This window comes from Ktedonospora formicarum (assembly GCF_016587355.1).
GTDB lineage: Bacteria > Chloroflexota > Ktedonobacteria > Ktedonobacterales > Ktedonobacteraceae > Ktedonobacter > Ktedonobacter formicarum.
The window spans coordinates 936,725-954,935 of record NZ_BNJF01000003.1 but is presented as its reverse complement, the minus strand read 5'-3'; the positions used below and the strand labels follow the sequence as shown (position 1 = coordinate 954,935).

Below are 18,211 nucleotides of genomic sequence, written 5' to 3'. Positions count from 1 at the left end.
AATTACGTGCGTGTGTGTTACATTACTACTGTAAATTTTGAGGCTAATCGGGTGGTAACACTTTGATGCTGGCTTCATATCGCACGGCTCGTCTGATCGGGTCTGTTGCGAAAAACGTCAGGTGGTATTCGCTTCACGCGATTTCCACATGCTGGCGCGCACATATACAACTTGCTCCGCGATCCTTCCGCCTGTGCCTCTGACTTTTCTGGTCTGGTTGTGCGCGGGAAGTTCTGAGCGCGAGACGCAAGAGAATAGAGCCATTTCAGCAGCGACGTCGCGTGTTCCTTGTACGAATACCAGGCACGTTAGTGGCGATGGTGTTCGCATAAGAATTGTGCGATGGATAGCGCGGATGGCGCTGTACATGTAGGAGATAGGGAAAAATTGCATCCCTGACTGCTCCCTCGCATGGCGAGGAACAGGGGGGTGCGCAAAGAAGGGAGCTACTATGGACAGCTCGCGTCACCACGACGCGAGGATAGCACCTTAAAAAACATATATACCTTCAACTGATCTTAGGAGGATCAGTGAACCGTACCGAGCAAGAGAACCGTACCGAGCGAGTGAGCCGTACCGAGCGTTTGAAGCAGTTCTACCAGTTCATGAAGCTTCTGGTCTGTGGTCGGCGTGCGGCGCTGATTGCTATGCTGATCGTCACCGCGATCAGTGTTGCGGCGGCCTTTGAGACGCCCATTCTGATCAAGGAGGTCGGCCTGGCTGGCACGCTCAAGGACGCTGAAGTCCTGGCGGGCATTCTGGTTGTCGTCGGCGCAGTTAATGCGTTGATGACACATTGGAGCAACACCATCGGCGCGAGCCTGGTGTACACGGGGATTGCCCGCATTCGGTTGCAGCTTCGGGAGCGCGCCGAACAGGCCCCTCCCGGTCTGGACAGCGACATGCTGGGTAACGTGCAGCAGACGGTGTACCGGCGCCTGAATAGCGCCTCGAACGCCCTCATGAGCGGGCCCGTCCCTTTCATGAGCGCTACGCTGGCCTTGATGGCCAACGCCACGGCGGTTGTGGTGATTGCTGGTAAGTTCTCACTGCTCCCGCTGGTCACGCTGATCCCGTTCCTGGTAGTGGCGATCTGCATCGGGCATGCACGGACGAAGGCGATCGCTGAGCGCAGTACCGCCAACCGTTTCCTCACTAACGTCGTACAGGCAGTGCTGGGCTCTGCTGGGCTCAGGCGCATGCACCTCCACACCGCGCCGTATCTTGTGGAGCGGTACGAGAAGGATGTGGAATCTGTCCGGGACACGTCGTTCCGCACCGAGCGCGCGGCTAGCGCAATGGTCATGCCCCTGGGCATGGGCACCACTGTCGCTACGGCTTCGCTGCTGATTGTGGCGGCGCATGTGAACATGCAGTCGTCGGTTTCGACAGCTATCCTGGCGGCCCTGACCCAGATGTCCGCGGCCCTGCTCCAGGTGGCTCGTTCCTGGGTGCGAGTTCAGGAACTGCGTTCGCCCATCGAGAACACGCTGAAGGCCCTCGCGTTGCCGAGGCTTCCGGCCTATGAAGAGCCGGAGACCACGCCTCGCAAGTGCGTCTCCCGCCTGTTCTCCCGTCGGGAGCGCAAGCGCCTGTACAGCGTCTGGCGAAGCGGGCTGGTGTCCTGCTTCAAGAAGGCATGGAGTGGCCTGAAACTCAGGTTGCGGCTCCTGTGGATCTCGATTCGCTACTGGAAGAATGCCGAGAAGCGGCACCACTTCAAGGGCGTCGAGCTTCAGCGCAGGATGGTAGCCTCCAGGCGGCGGTTCCTGATCAGAAGCCTCTTCGCCTATCGGCGTAAGCGGAAGGCGACTAAGGGTAAGGTGTGTCTGAAGAAGGCCGTATCTCCCCCTGCCATTCCCAGCCTGCGTCTGGAGAATGTCAGCTACACGGTACAGGACACTCCGTCCGGGGTGGAGGCGACGATCCTGCAACCGTGTTCGCAGACCCTCACAGGTGGGAACGTCTACGTGGTCACCGGGAAGACGAGCCACGGGAAGACTACGCTGGCGAAGATGCTCGTTGGTCTGCTCACGCCCACAACTGGGCGCGTCCTGATCAACGGCCAGGATATGGCGGGTCTCGGATATGATGAGATCCGAGAGCAGAGCATCGCGCTGTTCGCGCCCGAGTTCATCAAGGGCTCCAGCGTCCACGATGTGCTCTCAACCGCGATGGACGGTGCCGCCAACCCTGAACTTGTCGAGCGCTTGCTCGCCAGGGTGGGGCTGGCAGGTCTTGATCTCGCCCTGGACCCGACAAAGTTGAAGTCTCCTGGCACCAGGCAGCGTCTGGCTGCCGTTGAGATGGCTCTGAAGCGGGAGACGAATCCGCACTGCAGGATTCTCGTCATGGACGAGCACACCAGTTCCCTGGACCCGGAGGCCCGGGAGACTGTGGAGCGACTCCTGGCGGAGTACTACCATGGTTGCCTGGTTGTGATCATGGCAAGTCGGAAGTGGGAGCCTGTCTGGTCGGGTCACCCGCCGGTCATCTACCTCAACCTCGAAAACGGTCAACTTATGCCTGAGTAAGCTCGGGCAGCCAAGCTCACGGAGGCGATCCCTCCAAGAGTGAAGCCGTGTTCTATGCCACCCACAAGGTGAGCATAGAACACGGCTTCGTGGTTTTTATGGGGATAGGTTAGCCTAGCGCGGCTAGACGGCGTTTGAAGTCTTCGCAAAAGGCGGTCAACTCTGGGGCCTGGATGGCGTGCTCTGCATCGACTTGCAGGAAACCGAAGACGCGCGGTCCCTTGAGTTCGGGCGCTAGATCAAAGGGACGGGGAACGACGTGGATGTGGACGTGATGGAAGCCTTCGCCCTCTGCGAAGCACATGGTATATTCCTTCTGCACCGAGTCATAGCCGCGCATAGCCTGCACAAGCTTGTATTCTATCTCCGCGCGCTCCTGGTACTCCTCTAGCGTTAACTCATGCAGGGCCTCGACATGGCGCTTGGGCAGGATCACCAACCAGCCAGCATGCGTAGTGGGATAGGCATGATCGACAACCCAGTGCTCGCCCTCATAGATGAACGGTGCGGGCGATATGCGCCGCTCACCACTCAGGTTCAGGCAGGTAAGGCATTCCATTGGAAGGTCCTCGCTTCTATAGTTATACTTATCAATCAAGTTATTAGTATAACATGTTGTAGAGCGGCTAATACTGCTGCCCGAAGGCGTAGCCAAGCCCCCAGTTGAGGACAAAGACGAGGGCGAAGGCAAGGCCCCAGGCTGGCTGCTTTGCCAGATAAAGGGCCAGGGCTGCCGAGCCGAAGAAGATTATCCCTAGCACGATCCGCCAGATACCATTCAGGTGCCACTGCGCCGTAGGCGCGCCAAAGAGAGCCCAGACCACAATCGCTAAGACGGGCATCCCAATGCCAAATAATAGCTTGAAGGGCAGGTTAGGCCCCACGACAAAGCCCCAGTAGCCCCACGCGACCAATACACCCAATTCCAGAAAGAATGCCAGCGCGAGATTGCTGTTTTTAATGATAGCCATAATGATAAATCCGTTCTTATATATTGTAGCCGTGTTGCTTCAGCAGCGGTGCTACTGCGTCATATTGGTCGCCTATTATTTCTTCTGCTGTTCCAGACCATCGATATAGAGTTTAATCATCCAGTGGAAGCTGGCGTCCTTGTTTATAGCCATACGAAAGCCCCCGGCGAGATCCAGGGCAATAAAGCCGTGAACAATGCTGCGTAGAGAGCGGATAGCGTGGATGGTGCCTTCTTCCCCCAGATTATAGGGGCGAGAATGGCCGCGATCACCTCCACAATCTTTCCCGCAACCTGCTGGGCCTCTGGATCGTCGGGGTTGGGTGCCAGCGTCAGCATGTAGCGACCCGGCATCTCCCGGCTGTACGTTAGATAGGCGTTGGAGAAGGCAATGATAGCCTCTTCGCGCGCCTTCCCAACCGCCGAGCGGAGTGTATGATCGAACAGGTCGCGCAGGCAGTAGAGGGCGAGATCACGCTTGAGTCCCCCCAGTCCCGCGACATGGTTATAGAGTGAAGGCGTACGCACCCCGAGGCGTTCGGCGAGGCGACCGAGAGACAGTTGTTCAAGTCCATCCTCATCAATCAACCTGGCGGCCTCTTCTACCACCCGTGCTTTATCAAGCCCAATCCTATGAACCATGTAATGCCTTCACTCCTTTACACATACCGCTGCTGAAGCGACGCGGCTACATATATTAGGTTTTGACCTTCATATGTACGCATCCGCTTTAGCGAGCGCTTTCCCTTCCTCATGGTGCTATGCTTCCTGCGATTCTTTATCCTTCGCGACGACTCGCTCCATGACCTGGATGGCGCGCTCCATCTCCGCCTGGGGCTGCTTGAGGACGCGTCCATGACCGACTGAGAGCGAAGAGGGCTGAAGCGCCAGCAACTTGCGTGCGCTTGCCAGGGCGAGACCCTTGTTCCAGGTTGCCATAACGACCAGGGGGAAGAGTGGTACGAAGGTGCCACAGACCGCTACGCCGCCCATCGTTTGAAAGGCATCACCTACGATAAGCGCGCGGTCACGCGTGTCGAAGTAGGCGACCTGTCCAGGTGTGTGACCTGGCGTGGCAACCACCTCCAGCGAGCCGACGCGATCACCTTCATTGAACAGCAGTGTGGGCTTTGTCTTCGTGACCACGTATCCGCCGCGTAGCTTCGTCTTTGGCTCACCGGGGTCCATACTCATATCACCCGAGAGGAAGCGAGCGTCCCGTGCGCCGATGCCAACCTGTGCGTCCGGCAGGGCCTCATGCAACTCATCCAGGGAGCCTACGTGGTCAGCATGGGCATGTGTCAGGAGCAGGCGCGTGATAGGCAGGCCCAGACCGCGTGCTATCTCGATGATCTTTGGCCCCTGCCCGCTCATAGCGGCATCAATCAGTGTAAAGCCATCGTCCTCGCGCACAAGGTAGCAATTGATAAAACCCAGTTGTGTCAACTGGTAGAGATTCTCGCTATGCTTGGTTACTTTCATGATAATACCGTCTCACCCTCTCTTGCGAACTGGAATTGTTTATTAACTAATATGTGCATATATTAAACTAATCACATTAGTTTGTCAAGGGGAAAAGAGCGGAGATTGTGGTGAGCTTGCTAGGATGCACCTTATGAGGCTACGGTGCTTCTGATGAGATGATTATCAGAAGCACCTTGTAATGTTGGCGCTTCCCAGGGGATTCGCGCTTTAACTGGAGCTATTCAGGAAGAGAGCACTTGAAGAGCAGACCGAGTGGTTTGCGAGCGGAGATAGTGAGGCCCGACTTCTCGTTGAGCGTTTTCTCGTCGGGGTAGAGGTCCTCTGTTTCGACTATGAAGCCGCTATCCTGCATTGCTTTGAGGTAGGTCACGAGCGGACGGCGTGAAACTGGGAGGCGAAGCCCTCCCGCTCCTGGCATGGCGAACAATCCATGACCAAAGTCGGTCAAGGCCCCTTTCTTCGACAACGAATGGACAAAATCGGGATGTGGTACAGCCGCGATCAGTTGTCCCCCCTTCGCCAGAACGCGAGAGCATTCCTTCAATGCCTGTTCCAGGTTGCGGGTTATGAGCTCATTGAAGAGCATACTCGCCAGGATGAGATGAAAACTCTGATCGGGGAATGGGAATGGGTCGGAGACATCCAGAATCTCATATTCAGCCCCATCGATGAAGAAGTTGGATTGGGCAATATCAAGTTGCTCTGACGACTGGTCTGTGATAACTAAACGGCTGGGGAGTTGTCCGGAGAAGCGTCGAAGCAGCATAGGCACGAAGTAGCCGTTGCCGGCCCCAAGCTCAAGAATGGCGTTCCCCGCGATACCAGGGATCTGTTGCAGGATGCGGTCATTAAGCACATATCGCTTGAACGGGCCGCCGTGATATCCTGTGAGACGATGCCATTTTTTGGCGATTTGATCATAGTAAATGGTTCGGGCTATGGTTTCTTTTCCCTTCTGAACTCTCACCTCTGCGGGCGAGAGCGCTAAGGTCTTATGCGAAAACCAACCCTCATTCGAGGGCACGGCGCCGCTGCCGCGGCTAGCGCACGCGTTCAGGTTTTCGGATAAGGAGTACGTAGATAATCGAGCACTTAACTGTGCCTGCCTAGTATACCTCATCGCTTTAAGCGGAACAATGGGTTTTTGCGCTTTTTTATGCCCGGCGTGGCAAAAGCGCAACGCCGGGCATCCTAACTCAATTGTTCCGCACCCGGCTTTAGGCGCGTGCGTAGCGCATGAGTACTACGCCTGATGGGAATTGCTCAGACGCGATCAAGCGCAGAGAAACATTCAGCCCTTCAGGAAATAGCTTCTTGCCGTTGCCGAGGACGATTGGGTACACAAGCAGGCTATATTCATCGACGAGGTCATTCTGGGCCAGGGTATGTACCAGCACGCTACTGCCATCGATGACGATGTTCTTGCCCGGCTGCTCTTTTAAGGCGCGTATTTCATCGACAACGTTTGCGCGAATCAATGTGGAGTTGCGCCACGCGGAGGTCGATGTGAGGGTGGTGGAAACGACATATTTAGGCGTCTTGTTCATGACATCGCCGAAGGGGTCGCCATCTGGCATGGGATTGAATGCGCCGCCGTGGGTCTGCCATGTTTTGCGTCCCAGAAGCATCGCGTCACTCTGGCTCATTTCCTCAAAAAAGTGCTTTCCTATATCGTCGTGCCAGAATGGGCCTGTCCATCCGCCATGAGTAAAGCCGCCTTCGGTATCTTCTTCCGGGCCTCCTGGGGCCTGGATAACATTGTCCAACGATACAAACTCTGAGACAACTATCTTGCGCATGATTCCCTCCATATAATTCTTTATTGACGTATAATCGAAAGGGTGTTCCATAGATTTTTGTCAAATGCTACCCCTTCCATCAACCTGAACAAGGATAGTATGCCTCAAAGAAAAGGAGTTGTCTTGTACAAAAACGAAAGCTGCTCTGGTCGGCTGTGTTGAAGGAGTTGCGCGGGCGTTTGCCCGATGAAGTGTCGCAGTGACCGTGTGAGATGGGGCTGATCGTAATAGCCCGTTCGCTGAATGGTGTCGGGAATGGAGGTACCTTGCTGTAAGAGGAAGGTCGCGGCGCGGGCCCGTTCGATTTGGCGGATAGTGTTCTGCGTAATTCCTGTAGATTGCAAGAAGCGATACTGAACCGAGCGCGTGGTCAGATCGTTGGGTTGCCCCTGAAGCGCTGCCTCTATGATGAGATCACGAACCAGTAATCCCTCATGTACCAGTCTGTCAACAAAAGTATCGGCATTCTCATAGGTAGGGAATTGCCATGCCGAGCCGCCTAGTTGGAAGGTGTTGTTGGTTGCTTCTGGCAGATCCACCGAATCGTCCACCAGCGATCTTATCGGCAGATGGGGCAAAGATACCCCCGGCTTTAGCAGGATACCTACCCACTCTCCATCCGTGGGGCAATCTCCAACCGGGGTGAATCTGGTCTCTGGTCCCCGAATGCTCATGGTCATTTTGCCCTGAAGCTTGCTAATAACCAGTTCAACGCGGCTGACGGCGATGGAGAGAAACGGGTGAGTGCCCTCACTGTGAGAGCACCAGATCCTTTCAACAAAGGGCGAGTCCGAGAGTCGTAGCTCATCAAAGTGAATCATGCATCTGCCTCCAACACTTCCCAGAGGGGACAATTAACGGCCTACAGCAGCGCTCAGAAAGCTATACGTAAGCGCAGAGCTTTCTCCATCATAGCTCAAGATGAGAGGAGGCACAATCACCCAAAGGGAGTAATCTATCAGGTAAATAGTTGGCATGATCGCGTGACCATGCCAACTGGAAAGAGAAACAGACTAGGAGATGAAGCGGGTCAGGAAGGTCTGAGTAGCGCTCTCGTACGCGGCGGGGTCAGTCGTGTAGGCGAGGGCGTGACCCGCGCCGGGAGTGATAACCACTTCCCTGTGGAGCGCGGAACATTGCTCGTAGAGCTGATGCACCATCGCCGTTGGCACAAAGGTATCCTCCGCGCCGTGGATGAAGAGGGTCGGGAGGCGGTTCTTGCGCACCTGCTTGATGGCTGAGGCTTCGGCGAAGCTATAGCCAGCGTGCAGCTTGCAGAGCAGGCTAGTCAATGGGATCAGGGGGAAGGCGGGTAGCTTATACATGCGCTTTAGCTGGTAGGTCAGGATATCGAGAGCGGAGGTGTAGGCGCAATCGGAGATGACGCACTTCACCTCCTGCGGTAGCGGCTCGCCACTGGTCATGAGCACCGTCGAGCCCCCCATTGAGATCCCATGCAGGACAATGCTCGCGCCCTCACCCGCGCGCTGGATAGCGTAGTGAATCCACTTGATGTAGTCGAGGCGATCATGCCAGCCGAAACCAATATAGCCACCCTCGCTCGCGCCATGTCCGCGTGTATCAGGCATAAGCACATTATAGCCGAACTGCTCATGATACATGCGAGCGAAGAGCGCCATATCATTCCTGGCGTGACCCATATAGCCGTGGGCCAGGATCGCGGTACGTGACGTCGGAACCTTTGCGGGCAGATAGTAGCCACGCAAGAGCAGGCCGTCAAAGGACATCATATCTATATTTTCGAATGCCTGCTGCTCAACCCAGGGAATTTCGGGAAGTGGCACATCACCGCTGGAAGATGTTCGGTTCGCCTCCAGGTCCGGACTCTCCAGCAGAATATCCTTGCGCTTCTGGCGAATGATGCCCAGGCGATAGAAGTACACAGTACTTATAAGCAATACGAGAAAAATCAGGGTAACGATGGTGAGTAGAATCGTAAGAACAGTCGACACGCTTTTTTATACCTCACTTGAGAAGGCCATTCATATTGAAGATATCTTATCATTGAAGCCTGGCGATAACAATGGGAGCAGGAGTTTGAGGGCAGGAATGTCGGCAAAGGTAGGACCAGGTTGGCGAACACATCGGTTTTGACCGGCGCTATTGATACTCAAAAAATACGCCTGTAGCGCGAACCCATGTCATTTCTTGTGTTTGTCGCTCTATTTATAAAAGAAATGTCCGCCAGTCAGAACTTTTGTCGTGTTTAGCCCCCTCAAGAGCAAGGGTGGCTTTAGCTTAGATTAGATGTGACGAAGTGCTGTACATATCTAATCTAAAGAGAGGGACTTCATGAAATTTTCAGTTAAAGCAAAGATCATTTGCCTGGCTGTATTCAGCAGTTCGCTTGCCCTATTGCTGTTAATCAGTTCAGGCCATTCGGCATCAGCCGCCAGCGTAAAGACCAATGAATCCGCCAAAGCTGTAAAGCCCCAGCCCGATGGCGAAGGCATCTCGCTCTACAACACGGGCACCTCACTCTACACACCAGGAACGTCGCTCTACAACACGGGCACCTCACTCTACACACCAGGAACGTCGCTCTACAACACGGGCACCTCACTCTACTATCCACATTATCCATCCTATCGTCCGTACTACCCGTACTATCGTCCGTACTACTATCCGTACTACCGGCCATACTATCAGCCGTACTACTATCCGTACTACCGGCCATACTATCGCCCGTATTACTACCAACCTTATCGCCCATACTACCGCCCGTATAGCACTTATTCTCACCCATACTATGGTTCATCAGCCCGTACAGCCGTGCACTCATATTACCAGACCATGTTAAGAGGTTGGTAATGACCGGCTAGCTAGAAAGAGCCGCGACTAAGGGGGCACGGTACACATACTCCGTGCCTCCTCTCTTCATGATGGGAAGCCGTGTCGCTTGAGCAGCGGTGCCTCTCCCTACGGATATGCTCACTTCAACGCTCCTAATTACTCTTGCCCAAAAACAAAACGTCGCGGAACCCCTGGGTGTGGGGACCGCGATGTTTTGGTTGTCTCTCGCTTGTAAGCAAAACAATATGCAAGCTGCTTGTTAGCAGCGAAAACATGAAAGCCAGTCATGCAGCGTCGCACATCTCGTGAGAGGGCGCGCCATAGGGTTCCAGCCAGTGGTCATCGAGGCCCTCGAAGAACTTGGACGCTCGGTGGTAGATCTCCCAGGCAGGGCTCCTCAGTTGCTTGTAGACCCACTTGAGCACATTCGTCGCCTCGACGAAGAGTTCACGGTTCGCCTCCAGGCGCTCGCGCACCTCGGTGGGTAGCCCAGGATCAGGCTCAGGTGCGGCGTATTTCTTGAGGAAGGCGAGCCCACCGGCGAAGTCCACAATGGTATCATCCTTACGGACACCCATTCCAGAATGCACGGCCTTCCCAGTTCTCTTGCGGTACGCCACCGTGAGCGCGTCGTACGTTATCAGGAAGATTGCGTCGAACATCAGGCAATACCCCAGGAGACGCAACTCCGAAGCCCTTAGGAGGCTATAGGTTTTGTCACCATCTTCTAGCGATGCCCGCACATCCTTGGTCGCCTTCATGGCAGCGACCAGCGCCTCCTGTAAGGCTTCCAACCCCTTCGGAGTTGGTTGTACGCCTCTTGCCTCTGCGCCTTTCTTGCGTCTCGGGCCTGCTCTGCCGTTACGTGCCGAGGCCTCCGACTATGACTGCCTTCTGACATTTTACATCGCCTCCAGTGGCCGATGTCTTTGTCTTGCTTATTCTTTTGTGGCTGGTATGGCTCTCCCAGAGGATTGCCAGCAGCCTATTCATTTAGCGTTCACCTCGTTTCTAGTTCTATGCGTTTACCGAAATTCTGTCCAATCTGCTGATCATTTTTTGTCTCCCCGCGCACACATTACGTGGCAACCAATGACAGGAGTGAAGTTCGGAAACGAAGGGGATCAAGCCTACCCTCCGCCTGGTGAGCGCTCCGCTCCAAGCTCTTCCGCGAAAACTGGCTCCGCTAATACGGTTAGTGCTGCCCCTTGTGAAGGGACGACTCGCTCAGAAATTTGCGAAGAGAACCACCTGCTATCATCCATCAATATTTGGTTATGATGAACAGCGACCCGAAATATTGCATACAGACGATTATACCCAATCAAGCGCTCAAGAGCAAGGGGCGCGCGTTATACCGTAGAGTCTGCCATCCGTAATCTTATGCGCTCTAATGGTTATGCTAAATGCCGTCCAGCATAACGGTTAGAGGAGAACTGAACAGCCCTGTGCGGAGAGTTGTTCGAGCCAGGCAGGGAGCGCGCTGAGCTTGTTCCAGCGTAGATCAAGCTTTGCAAGATGGGGAAGCTCACCCAGGCTCGTTGGGAGTGTGATCAGTCGGTTAGCGCGCAGATCCAGATATTCCAGGTTGGCGAGCTTGCCTATGCTCATTGGGAGCGTAAGTAGATGGTTGTTGCGCAGGTCGAGATGGGTCAGAGAGTGTAGAGAGCCAATTGATTCCGGAAGCTCGATCAGGTGATTATCACTCAAGCGTAACTCTTTGAGGTCACGCAACTCACCAAGTGACGTGGGAAGCGTCGTGAGCCGGTTTCGCATGGCGTGTAGCTCGCGCAGGTGTATAAGTCTCCCAAGTGCTTCGGGTAGTGTGGTGAGTTGGTTGTTATAAAGTCGGAGTTCGCGGAGGCTGGTCAGATTGCCAAGTGACTCAGGAAGCGAGGTGAGCTGGTTGTCGGTAATATTGAGGTAGGTCAGGCCTGTCAGCCGGGTGAAGAGGGATGCAGGCAGTTCGCGCAAGTGATTATCACTCAAATAGAGATAGTCCGTCAGTTCCGAGAGAGTACCGAGCTCCTCCGGTATCTTCTCCAGGTCGTTATGGCCCGCGTCCAGCATTCGTAGCCTTCGCAGGTTGCCGATGTGCGAGGATAGGGCGGTTAACTGGTTCTCGGCGATGTTGAGTGCTTCAAGGTCATGTAAGCGCCAGATAGACGAGGGAAGGGCGCTCAGGTGATTATGTCCAACACTGAGGTCCTTGAGTGCTGTCAGATGTCCGATGCTCGCCGGGAGCGAGGTAAGCTGATTGCTATAGGCGCGCAGAAGCGTGAGATGTGGGAGTGTACACACGCTTTCGGGTAGCATGGTAAGCTGGTTCAAGTCGATGTGTAGCTCTTCCAGTGACATGAGGTCACCCAGCCACTCAGGCAGGCTCTTCAACTGGTTCGCATCTAGCCTGAGCACGCGTAGTTGTGTCAGGGTTGAGAGTGTTTCTGGTATGGTATCCAGGCGATTACCGGAGAGATCTAGATATTCAAGTGACGTCAGTTCTCCCAGGGCTTCGGGTAGCGTGGCAAGCTCGCAGTAGCGCAGCGTCAGAGCCACCACGTGTCCACGCTCAAGGCGTGCATGAACGCGCCCGCCGTCCTCGGTCAGTGTGATAGACTTAACCTCATCGAGCAGATTCCGCGCTCGTAGCCAGCCCTCTATTCGACCAAGCGCTTGCACTTCAACTTCACTATACCGTGTCGTATCTGACATATTAACCCTTTCCTATATACATGCTAGCCGCGATCAATTAAGCCATACGTGTATGGTAAATATCAAAAGATAAGCAGAGGAGGAGGCATGGTGAGTAATGTCCTGTCATGTAGTGATTCGCAGCATAGCCTAATAAAAAGCTAGAGTCAATACGGTATTGAGAAGGCTAGGAGCAAGTATTAATGATTGAGCGAGCCAGGGGCGGGGCCCCGACCCATGTCACAGGTCGAGGCCTCGCCACCACGCGCAGATGCTCACTCCCACTGGAACATCACACTGCCAACCACGCCATACCCCCGCGAGATGCGGATCAGGGCGTAGGCCGGGTCGTAGACGGCGGCGTTGAGCCGCACACGGAGCCAGACCTCCGGGGAGTTCTCCCCGGTGCAGACCTCCGGGGAGAACTCCCCGGTGCTCGGATCGCGGATCTCGACCCCGTCAACTGGCGGGCTGGTGTACCTCTTGATGTCCTCGGCGTCGAGCTGCTCGTCGTCCAGGAAGCCGCAGTACGTTCGGACCACATCGAGCTGCTCTTCCAGATTGGCGAACGCGTCACCCTCCAGGTACGGGTGCAGCAGTTCGATCATGTCGTCCATGCCCCGCAACAGGACACGGTCGATGGTGAACGACTTCTCCGGCCCCGAAAGGGCGGAGAGACGAACCCAGGCATGGGCCGCCTCTGAGAACCACACACGAACCCATACCACGTGGTAGGGCTCGCCGCCCTCGCCCTCGACGAAGGTGCGGATGTCACCGTCGTTGAAGCCGTAGAGGACCGCCACCTGGCGGAACCACTCGCCGAGCTCCTCGCTGGAGAGGGTGGTGCCCTGCATCCTTACCCTATTGGCAGCACCGATCAGGTTCTCGATGCGCCTGACCGAGACCCTTGTTAGGGGTACTTTGCTCAGTCGGCCAACAGACACGACTTCTCCTTGGGTTGTGAGCCGCAGCGTGCGACTCGTAAGGGTGAACGTTTTCAGCGGATGCCGTGGCGCGACTTACTCAAACGCCGTGGGACACGCTCAATCCCACTTGGGTGATTAGAGGATCATCGATAAGGTGATCCATCCAACTACCAGCCCCTAATCACGTATCATGCACGCAAAGAGGAACGATACATTACGCAGCAAGTATACTCTCAAATGCTTTTATAAGCAAGATTAGGCCGCATTCGAGCGTGAGGAGAGGATGTGTAGTTGGAGGAGGGTAAGCGCTCGCTCAAGCGTTGCGCCTATATATGTAGGAAGACGCGACCCTGTCATAAGTAGACGCGGAGCTTCAGCCAGGGCAGTCCACCTCTTCCGTTTTTGTTGAGCAGATGGGAATGAGAGAGCATGTGGTTGAATATTTTTTAAAGTGTAGGATTGAGGGGTGATAAGATGGAAATTTCTATGGAGGGGCGAGCTTCGGATTCTCCATATATAGATATGATCTGGCGTGGACAGGCGGGGAAGGATTATGCTGTGATCTGTCCAGCCGCCAGTCGCTGGCATCTGCTCTTCCATAAGCAGGATGGGCGTGTGAAGGTTTCCGCTGAGGGGCCGATTACCAGGGCTCGACCCACGACTCAGCCTGAGGGGGCGGAATTTCTGGTTATTGAGTTTAAGCTTGGTATATTTCTTCCAAAGCTACCGGTTGATGGCCTGGTAGACACTGAGACTGTCCTTCCGCTCTCGTCTAAGGCGTCCTTCTGGCTGCATGGCTCTACCTGGCAACTTCCCGATTATGACAATGCCGAGATCTTTGTGGCGCGGCTGGTACGTCAGGGTTTAATGGAATGTGATCCGGTCGTGAGCGCGGCCTTACAGGAGCAGCCGCAGGAACTTTCAGAGCGTACAGTACGCCGCCGCTTTCAGCGCGCGACTGGTCTCACTCCTACGACTATCCAGCAGATCGAGCGGGCGCAATACGCGATGACTCTCTTGGGGCAGGGACACTCGCTCCTCGATGCGACCTATCAGGCAGGTTATGCCGACCAGCCGCATATGACGCGGTCCCTCAAGCACTACATCGGTTACACGCCTGCGCAGATCGCGAGCAATGGCAAGGTCGAGTAAGTGTCCATTTTGTTCAATACAATTTCTATTTATCATGCTATACTCAGAGGCATAGAAATGGACCAGCGTCGAAAATGGATTATAAGATGTGAAGGAGTATAGAATGCGTAAAGTCGTTTCCCTCATACATATTTCGCTCGATGGCTATGCGGCTGGCCCCAATGGCGAGCTGGAATGGGCCATTGTTGATAAAGAGACTTCAAGCTTTGTCGATGGCTTTATTGAGAGCGTCGATACTGCTATCTATGGTCGGATAACGTACCAGATGATGAAGGATTATTGGCCTACCGTTCCGTCAGATCCTGAGAGCACCCAGCATGATCTTGACCATTCGCGCTGGGTGGAGGATGTCACCAAGGTTGTGTTTTCGCGAACGCTCGACGCGGTGGATTGGAACAATACCACGCTTGTCAGGGACCACTACGCGGACGCGATCAATTCGCTGAAACACCAGGAGGGCGGCGACATCATGATCTTTGGTAGCCCGCGCCTGGTTCACGTTCTGGCGCAGGACGGCCTGATCGATGAATATGTCATCAATCTCAATCCTCTGCTCCTGGGTGGTGGGACGCCTTTCTTCAAGGATATCCAGGGAAGCGCCTCCCTGAAGCTTGTTACAGCAAAGCAGTTTCACTCCGGCGTAGTTGGTTTACACTACCAGAGCGCAGGTTAGAGCTGCTTCTACTGCGGCTCGGGCTGAAGCTGAGCGTCTACATATGAATGGAAGGCTTGACCTTGTCACATGTAGGCGCTCAACTTTAGCGAGCGTAGAGCCTATCCTGCGATGTTACTCTGGGAATTACCTTTGCCAGAGCCAGGTGCGAATCTCATCGAGAGGAGTCGCCAGGAGGTCCTCGACACGTGCTTGGACTTCATCGGACCAGGCTGGCGAGGGCCGACAGTGGCAGCAGTGGTGTGGTGCCTCTGGCTCGTCGCCTGGATCGTGATAGAGGAAGACGCAGCCGCAATCGGGGCAGCCGGAGCCCATAAAATCTATATTCTCATTCACACCTGCCTGGACCAGCCGTTTGCTTAGTTTCCTGCGCTGAGGAATGGGGAAGCTGATCCGGCTGGGGTGATCCATAGGCATTGTGTTGTCTATGTGCTGCGCTTTCGCTTCATGGGCTGGCTCTTTGTCCGCCAGCTTGTCAGGCAAGGACGGATTCGGAACTGGATCAGGTTGTTCCTGGGCGGCCTGGGGGCTCTCCGCAGTCGGCTGGTCTGCCCGCGCGGTCTCGTCGTGCGCTTTGATCGCGGGTGGATTGGCGAGGGCTTCACCACTCGCGGCCCTGGGGAGGTCGCGAGCGACACGTGCGACATCCGGCGGCAGTTCGCCGCGTCCAAGCGCGGCGCTAGCCTGGAGAATGGCGTTCTTGAGGGCGGTAATAAACCAGGGCATAGGTTTGACTGCACCCTGATCGGTTCGGGCCCGCAGGTCTTTCTGATGGCTCGCCATCTGTATGCAATGGTCAACGGTATTGTACAACCATTGCTCGATGACATCCTGGCGTTGTTCAATGCCAGCTTCTCTGGCGCAAATGAGCAGGCGTTCCATGGAGTTGGCGAGCATAGATTGTGTCGAGAAGGGGTTGGTATCATACAGGCGTTCAGACGCCTGATAACCCAGGAGCATCAGGCGGTGCGTGAGAGGCTCACGCGGAATCATCTTGCCGCGCTCCTCGCTGGATGGCAGGAGTTGGGCTGGTTTCCAGCTCTCACGGCTATTGGTTCGCGCCTTGCGCGAGCGAGCACGCTGATCCATGTCGCTCTGCAAGAGAGGTCGCAGCGGCATGAGGTTCTGGCGCTCACCTGACAGGAAGCGCGGGTCGACGCCACCCGGCCTCGCCTCGAGCGGCTTTGTTCCCTGCTCATTCCGCGCTGTCTTCTCAGGACGCGGCGCGTTCTGCCAGCCTGACAGGTCGGGTCGGTAGAGGCGCTCCCCATCGGGGAAGAGTTCCGCTGCCAGGGCCTTAAAGGGGTTTTCATCCAGCTTTCCGTCGCACGCATGCTGCCTGGATGCTTCCATCGGTTCAGTGATTGGTTGCTGCTCGTTAGGAGAATCTTGCGAGGGAGCAGGGGCTACTTCTTCTCGCTCAGGATCTAAAGCCCGTTCAGAGGGCTGTGTGGTTGGGTCAGGAGACGCACTGATGGCTGATGCATCGCTGTTGGTCTGGTCGTCGTCGGTGGGAGCACCTTCCAGGGGGGGAAGCTCGCCTGTGTGGGGTCGGAAGAGGCGCTTTGTCGTCTCATCTGGCGTGTCTGCCTCTTCTCCCGCGCGCTCAAACTCCGGCTCCTCGACCTCCCAGGACTCATGTTGATCTTGCCACATACTTACCTGTCTCCTCTCTTCTGTCCACTTGCTCTCCTGCTGGACCCCCTTGCTCGGTGCGCCTGCTTTGTGCTTGCTTGCCTGCTTGGGGCCAGCTTCTCCATTGTTGGGATTGCTTAAGGGCTGGGTATCGCTCGAAGTGGGGACTCTGGGTTGGAGACTGGCTGGCTCGTCGGTCTGAAAGTCATGGATACTCCCTTCAGGGTTGTCATAGATTTGATAAGATCTTATGCGAAAACCAACGCCGCTGCTCGCGGCTAGCGCTGCCGCGCTCAGGTTTCCGGATAAGGAGTAGGCTATCTTTTCGCGAAGGCGCTGATATTCTCGAATAATGGCGTTAGCCAGAAAATTTATATTCTCGAAATTCGAATTCGAATCATAAGTCTTGCTATATTCATGTGTTTCGGTCAACTTCGAATTCGAAGTATAAGTCTTAACTACGTTAAGATTTCGATTATATAGGGGATAATCGCGCAGATATTTATTCCATAATGCGCGCATTTGGCATTTATCATAATCTGCTATATCCCTGGCATTTAAAACATCTATTGCCCGTAATCGTAGTTCTGCGTGTACACTATCCTCGCCCTGGTAGCACAGGGGGCAGGCGATATCGCGACAGCGGATCGGAAGTCCGAGCGCGGGTTTACGCGGCTGAGGACCGGGAGCTTTCTTTAATAAGCGCTGATAGCGTGCCCAGCCTGAGACGCGTTCGCGAATGTGTGGATGGTTCTGGATGAACTCGGCGTACTCCCGCTCAGGGGGAACATAGTCGGGCGACTTCGTCCAGTACAGGTAGGCATAGGCCATGTCGTAGAGCGGACCGAAGTCCTTGCAGCGCACGCGCATGGCATGGTAGCTACCGTCCTGCCCCGCTCTGAGAATCCAGTCCTGTTCAATGAGCAGGAGACCGCGCTCGACAAATCTATTCAGGGTATTACGGATCGTGCGCTCGCAGCGGCCCATATATTCCGAGAGCGTATGTACGCCAACATAGGCCTTCTGGTTCTTGGCCTGAAACTCGGTGACGGACCACCAGAACTGGTATTGCGCGCCCGGTAGAATAGTGTGCAGAATTTTCCTGAGCAGGTGTAGGCCCGGAGCCCCCTCAAACTCCTGGTAGCCAAAGCGAAACTCACCTGGCTCACGCGGGATGGGAATTTGCTGGCGCGTCTCCATACGCGGTTTAACCTGACCACGACTGGCATAGAGGGCAGAATGTGTGATGCGTTCCATACATGTTGTACCCGACGGAATGGCCCTGTGTAGCTCCCAATGCCGTCTGAACGGCGGCAGGCGCAAGCGTGTTCAGGGGTTCTCATGGGAAGAACCGGCAAAGATTGCCGGTAGCCCCTTAAGCACAAGGCGCTCCCGTCAATCCTTTCTATGCGGCTATGCCATTGGCGGAGTTCGCGGAATTGTGGGTAGTAGTGATAGAGAGAGGATCAAAATGGTGAAGTTGATTGACTGTATCCGAAACTGAGGTTGGGTAAGACTGTTTGTGTATAAAA

The 18,211-nt window shown here is 55.2% G+C and carries 16 protein-coding genes and 1 pseudogene; 4 read left to right on the top strand and 13 right to left on the bottom strand.

The genetic code is table 11. The features are described from left to right. Positions 1-117 precede the first annotated feature (117 nt). Positions 118-393: a hypothetical protein gene (locus K3T82_RS30810; RefSeq protein WP_220197345.1), complete on the bottom strand. Its 276-nt coding sequence runs from the start codon at positions 391-393 to the stop codon at positions 118-120. Between the two features lie 137 nt (positions 394-530). On the opposite strand from K3T82_RS30810, the gene K3T82_RS30805 reads away from it, so the two are divergent. Beyond that, positions 531-2,534: an ATP-binding cassette domain-containing protein gene (locus tag K3T82_RS30805; RefSeq protein WP_220197344.1), complete on the top strand. Its 2,004-nt coding sequence runs from the start codon at positions 531-533 to the stop codon at positions 2,532-2,534. Between the two features lie 109 nt (positions 2,535-2,643). Here K3T82_RS30805 and K3T82_RS30800 read toward each other — a convergent pair whose 3' ends face one another. The 8 genes and pseudogenes from K3T82_RS30800 to K3T82_RS30765 form a co-directional block, all read right to left on the bottom strand. Further along, a complete protein-coding gene (locus K3T82_RS30800) occupies positions 2,644-3,093 on the bottom strand; it encodes an HIT family protein (RefSeq protein WP_220197343.1) in 450 nt (149 codons plus the stop codon). Between the two features lie 67 nt (positions 3,094-3,160). Further along, positions 3,161-3,505, bottom strand: a complete 345-nt coding sequence (locus K3T82_RS30795; protein ID WP_220197342.1) for a YrdB family protein — start codon at positions 3,503-3,505, stop codon at positions 3,161-3,163. Positions 3,506-3,580: 75 nt separating this feature from the next. Beyond that, a pseudogene (locus K3T82_RS30790) lies at positions 3,581-4,146 on the bottom strand (TetR/AcrR family transcriptional regulator). A gap of 117 nt (positions 4,147-4,263) precedes the next feature. Continuing rightward, positions 4,264-4,986: an MBL fold metallo-hydrolase gene (locus K3T82_RS30785; protein ID WP_220197340.1), complete on the bottom strand. Its 723-nt coding sequence runs from the start codon at positions 4,984-4,986 to the stop codon at positions 4,264-4,266. Positions 4,987-5,206: 220 nt separating this feature from the next. Further along, positions 5,207-6,013: a class I SAM-dependent methyltransferase gene (locus tag K3T82_RS30780; protein ID WP_220197339.1), complete on the bottom strand. Its 807-nt coding sequence runs from the start codon at positions 6,011-6,013 to the stop codon at positions 5,207-5,209. Positions 6,014-6,206: 193 nt separating this feature from the next. Then, a complete protein-coding gene (locus K3T82_RS30775; protein WP_220197338.1) occupies positions 6,207-6,788 on the bottom strand; it encodes a dihydrofolate reductase family protein in 582 nt (193 codons plus the stop codon). A gap of 104 nt (positions 6,789-6,892) precedes the next feature. Continuing rightward, positions 6,893-7,609, bottom strand: a complete 717-nt coding sequence (locus tag K3T82_RS30770) for a helix-turn-helix domain-containing protein (protein WP_236031648.1) — start codon at positions 7,607-7,609, stop codon at positions 6,893-6,895. A 192-nt stretch (positions 7,610-7,801) separates the two neighbouring features. Then, a complete protein-coding gene (locus tag K3T82_RS30765) occupies positions 7,802-8,761 on the bottom strand; it encodes an alpha/beta hydrolase (RefSeq protein ID WP_220197337.1) in 960 nt (319 codons plus the stop codon). A gap of 340 nt (positions 8,762-9,101) precedes the next feature. On the opposite strand from K3T82_RS30765, the gene K3T82_RS30760 reads away from it, so the two are divergent. After that, positions 9,102-9,620, top strand: coding sequence for a hypothetical protein (locus K3T82_RS30760; protein ID WP_220197336.1), 519 nt, complete (start codon positions 9,102-9,104; stop codon positions 9,618-9,620). A 266-nt stretch (positions 9,621-9,886) separates the two neighbouring features. On the opposite strand, the gene K3T82_RS30755 is transcribed toward K3T82_RS30760, so the two are convergent. The 3 genes from K3T82_RS30755 to K3T82_RS30745 form a co-directional block, all read right to left on the bottom strand. Further along, positions 9,887-10,396 (bottom strand): hypothetical protein, encoded by a 510-nt coding sequence (locus K3T82_RS30755; RefSeq protein ID WP_220197335.1) that lies wholly within the window; start codon positions 10,394-10,396, stop codon positions 9,887-9,889. 631 nt (positions 10,397-11,027) lie between these two features. Next, positions 11,028-12,314 (bottom strand): leucine-rich repeat domain-containing protein, encoded by a 1,287-nt coding sequence (locus K3T82_RS30750; RefSeq protein WP_220197334.1) that lies wholly within the window; start codon positions 12,312-12,314, stop codon positions 11,028-11,030. 254 nt (positions 12,315-12,568) lie between these two features. Beyond that, on the bottom strand, positions 12,569-13,237 hold the full coding sequence (locus tag K3T82_RS30745) for a hypothetical protein (protein ID WP_220197333.1): 669 nt from the start codon (positions 13,235-13,237) through the stop codon (positions 12,569-12,571). 456 nt (positions 13,238-13,693) lie between these two features. On the opposite strand from K3T82_RS30745, the gene K3T82_RS30740 reads away from it, so the two are divergent. Further along, positions 13,694-14,371, top strand: coding sequence for a helix-turn-helix transcriptional regulator (locus K3T82_RS30740; RefSeq protein ID WP_220197332.1), 678 nt, complete (start codon positions 13,694-13,696; stop codon positions 14,369-14,371). A 103-nt stretch (positions 14,372-14,474) separates the two neighbouring features. Continuing rightward, a complete protein-coding gene (locus K3T82_RS30735) occupies positions 14,475-15,044 on the top strand; it encodes a dihydrofolate reductase family protein (protein ID WP_220197331.1) in 570 nt (189 codons plus the stop codon). A gap of 126 nt (positions 15,045-15,170) precedes the next feature. On the opposite strand, the gene K3T82_RS30730 is transcribed toward K3T82_RS30735, so the two are convergent. Further along, entirely contained in the window at positions 15,171-17,936 is a 2,766-nt protein-coding gene (locus K3T82_RS30730; RefSeq protein ID WP_220197330.1) for a hypothetical protein, read from the bottom strand. Between the last annotated feature and the right edge of the window lie 275 nt (positions 17,937-18,211).

Coding starts and splice junctions, on each gene's coding strand:
- K3T82_RS30770 (WP_236031648.1), bottom strand. CDS start 7,609: ATGATTCACTTTGATGAGCTACGACTCTCGGACTCGCCCTTTGTTGAA.
- K3T82_RS30795 (WP_220197342.1), bottom strand. CDS start 3,505: ATGGCTATCATTAAAAACAGCAATCTCGCGCTGGCATTCTTTCTGGAA.
- K3T82_RS30810 (WP_220197345.1), bottom strand. CDS start 393: ATGCAATTTTTCCCTATCTCCTACATGTACAGCGCCATCCGCGCTATC.
- K3T82_RS30800 (WP_220197343.1), bottom strand. CDS start 3,093: ATGGAATGCCTTACCTGCCTGAACCTGAGTGGTGAGCGGCGCATATCG.
- K3T82_RS30730 (WP_220197330.1), bottom strand. CDS start 17,936: ATGGAACGCATCACACATTCTGCCCTCTATGCCAGTCGTGGTCAGGTT.
- K3T82_RS30785 (WP_220197340.1), bottom strand. CDS start 4,986: ATGAAAGTAACCAAGCATAGCGAGAATCTCTACCAGTTGACACAACTG.
- K3T82_RS30750 (WP_220197334.1), bottom strand. CDS start 12,314: ATGTCAGATACGACACGGTATAGTGAAGTTGAAGTGCAAGCGCTTGGT.
- K3T82_RS30760 (WP_220197336.1), top strand. CDS start 9,102: ATGAAATTTTCAGTTAAAGCAAAGATCATTTGCCTGGCTGTATTCAGC.
- K3T82_RS30775 (WP_220197338.1), bottom strand. CDS start 6,788: ATGCGCAAGATAGTTGTCTCAGAGTTTGTATCGTTGGACAATGTTATC.
- K3T82_RS30740 (WP_220197332.1), top strand. CDS start 13,694: ATGGAAATTTCTATGGAGGGGCGAGCTTCGGATTCTCCATATATAGAT.
- K3T82_RS30735 (WP_220197331.1), top strand. CDS start 14,475: ATGCGTAAAGTCGTTTCCCTCATACATATTTCGCTCGATGGCTATGCG.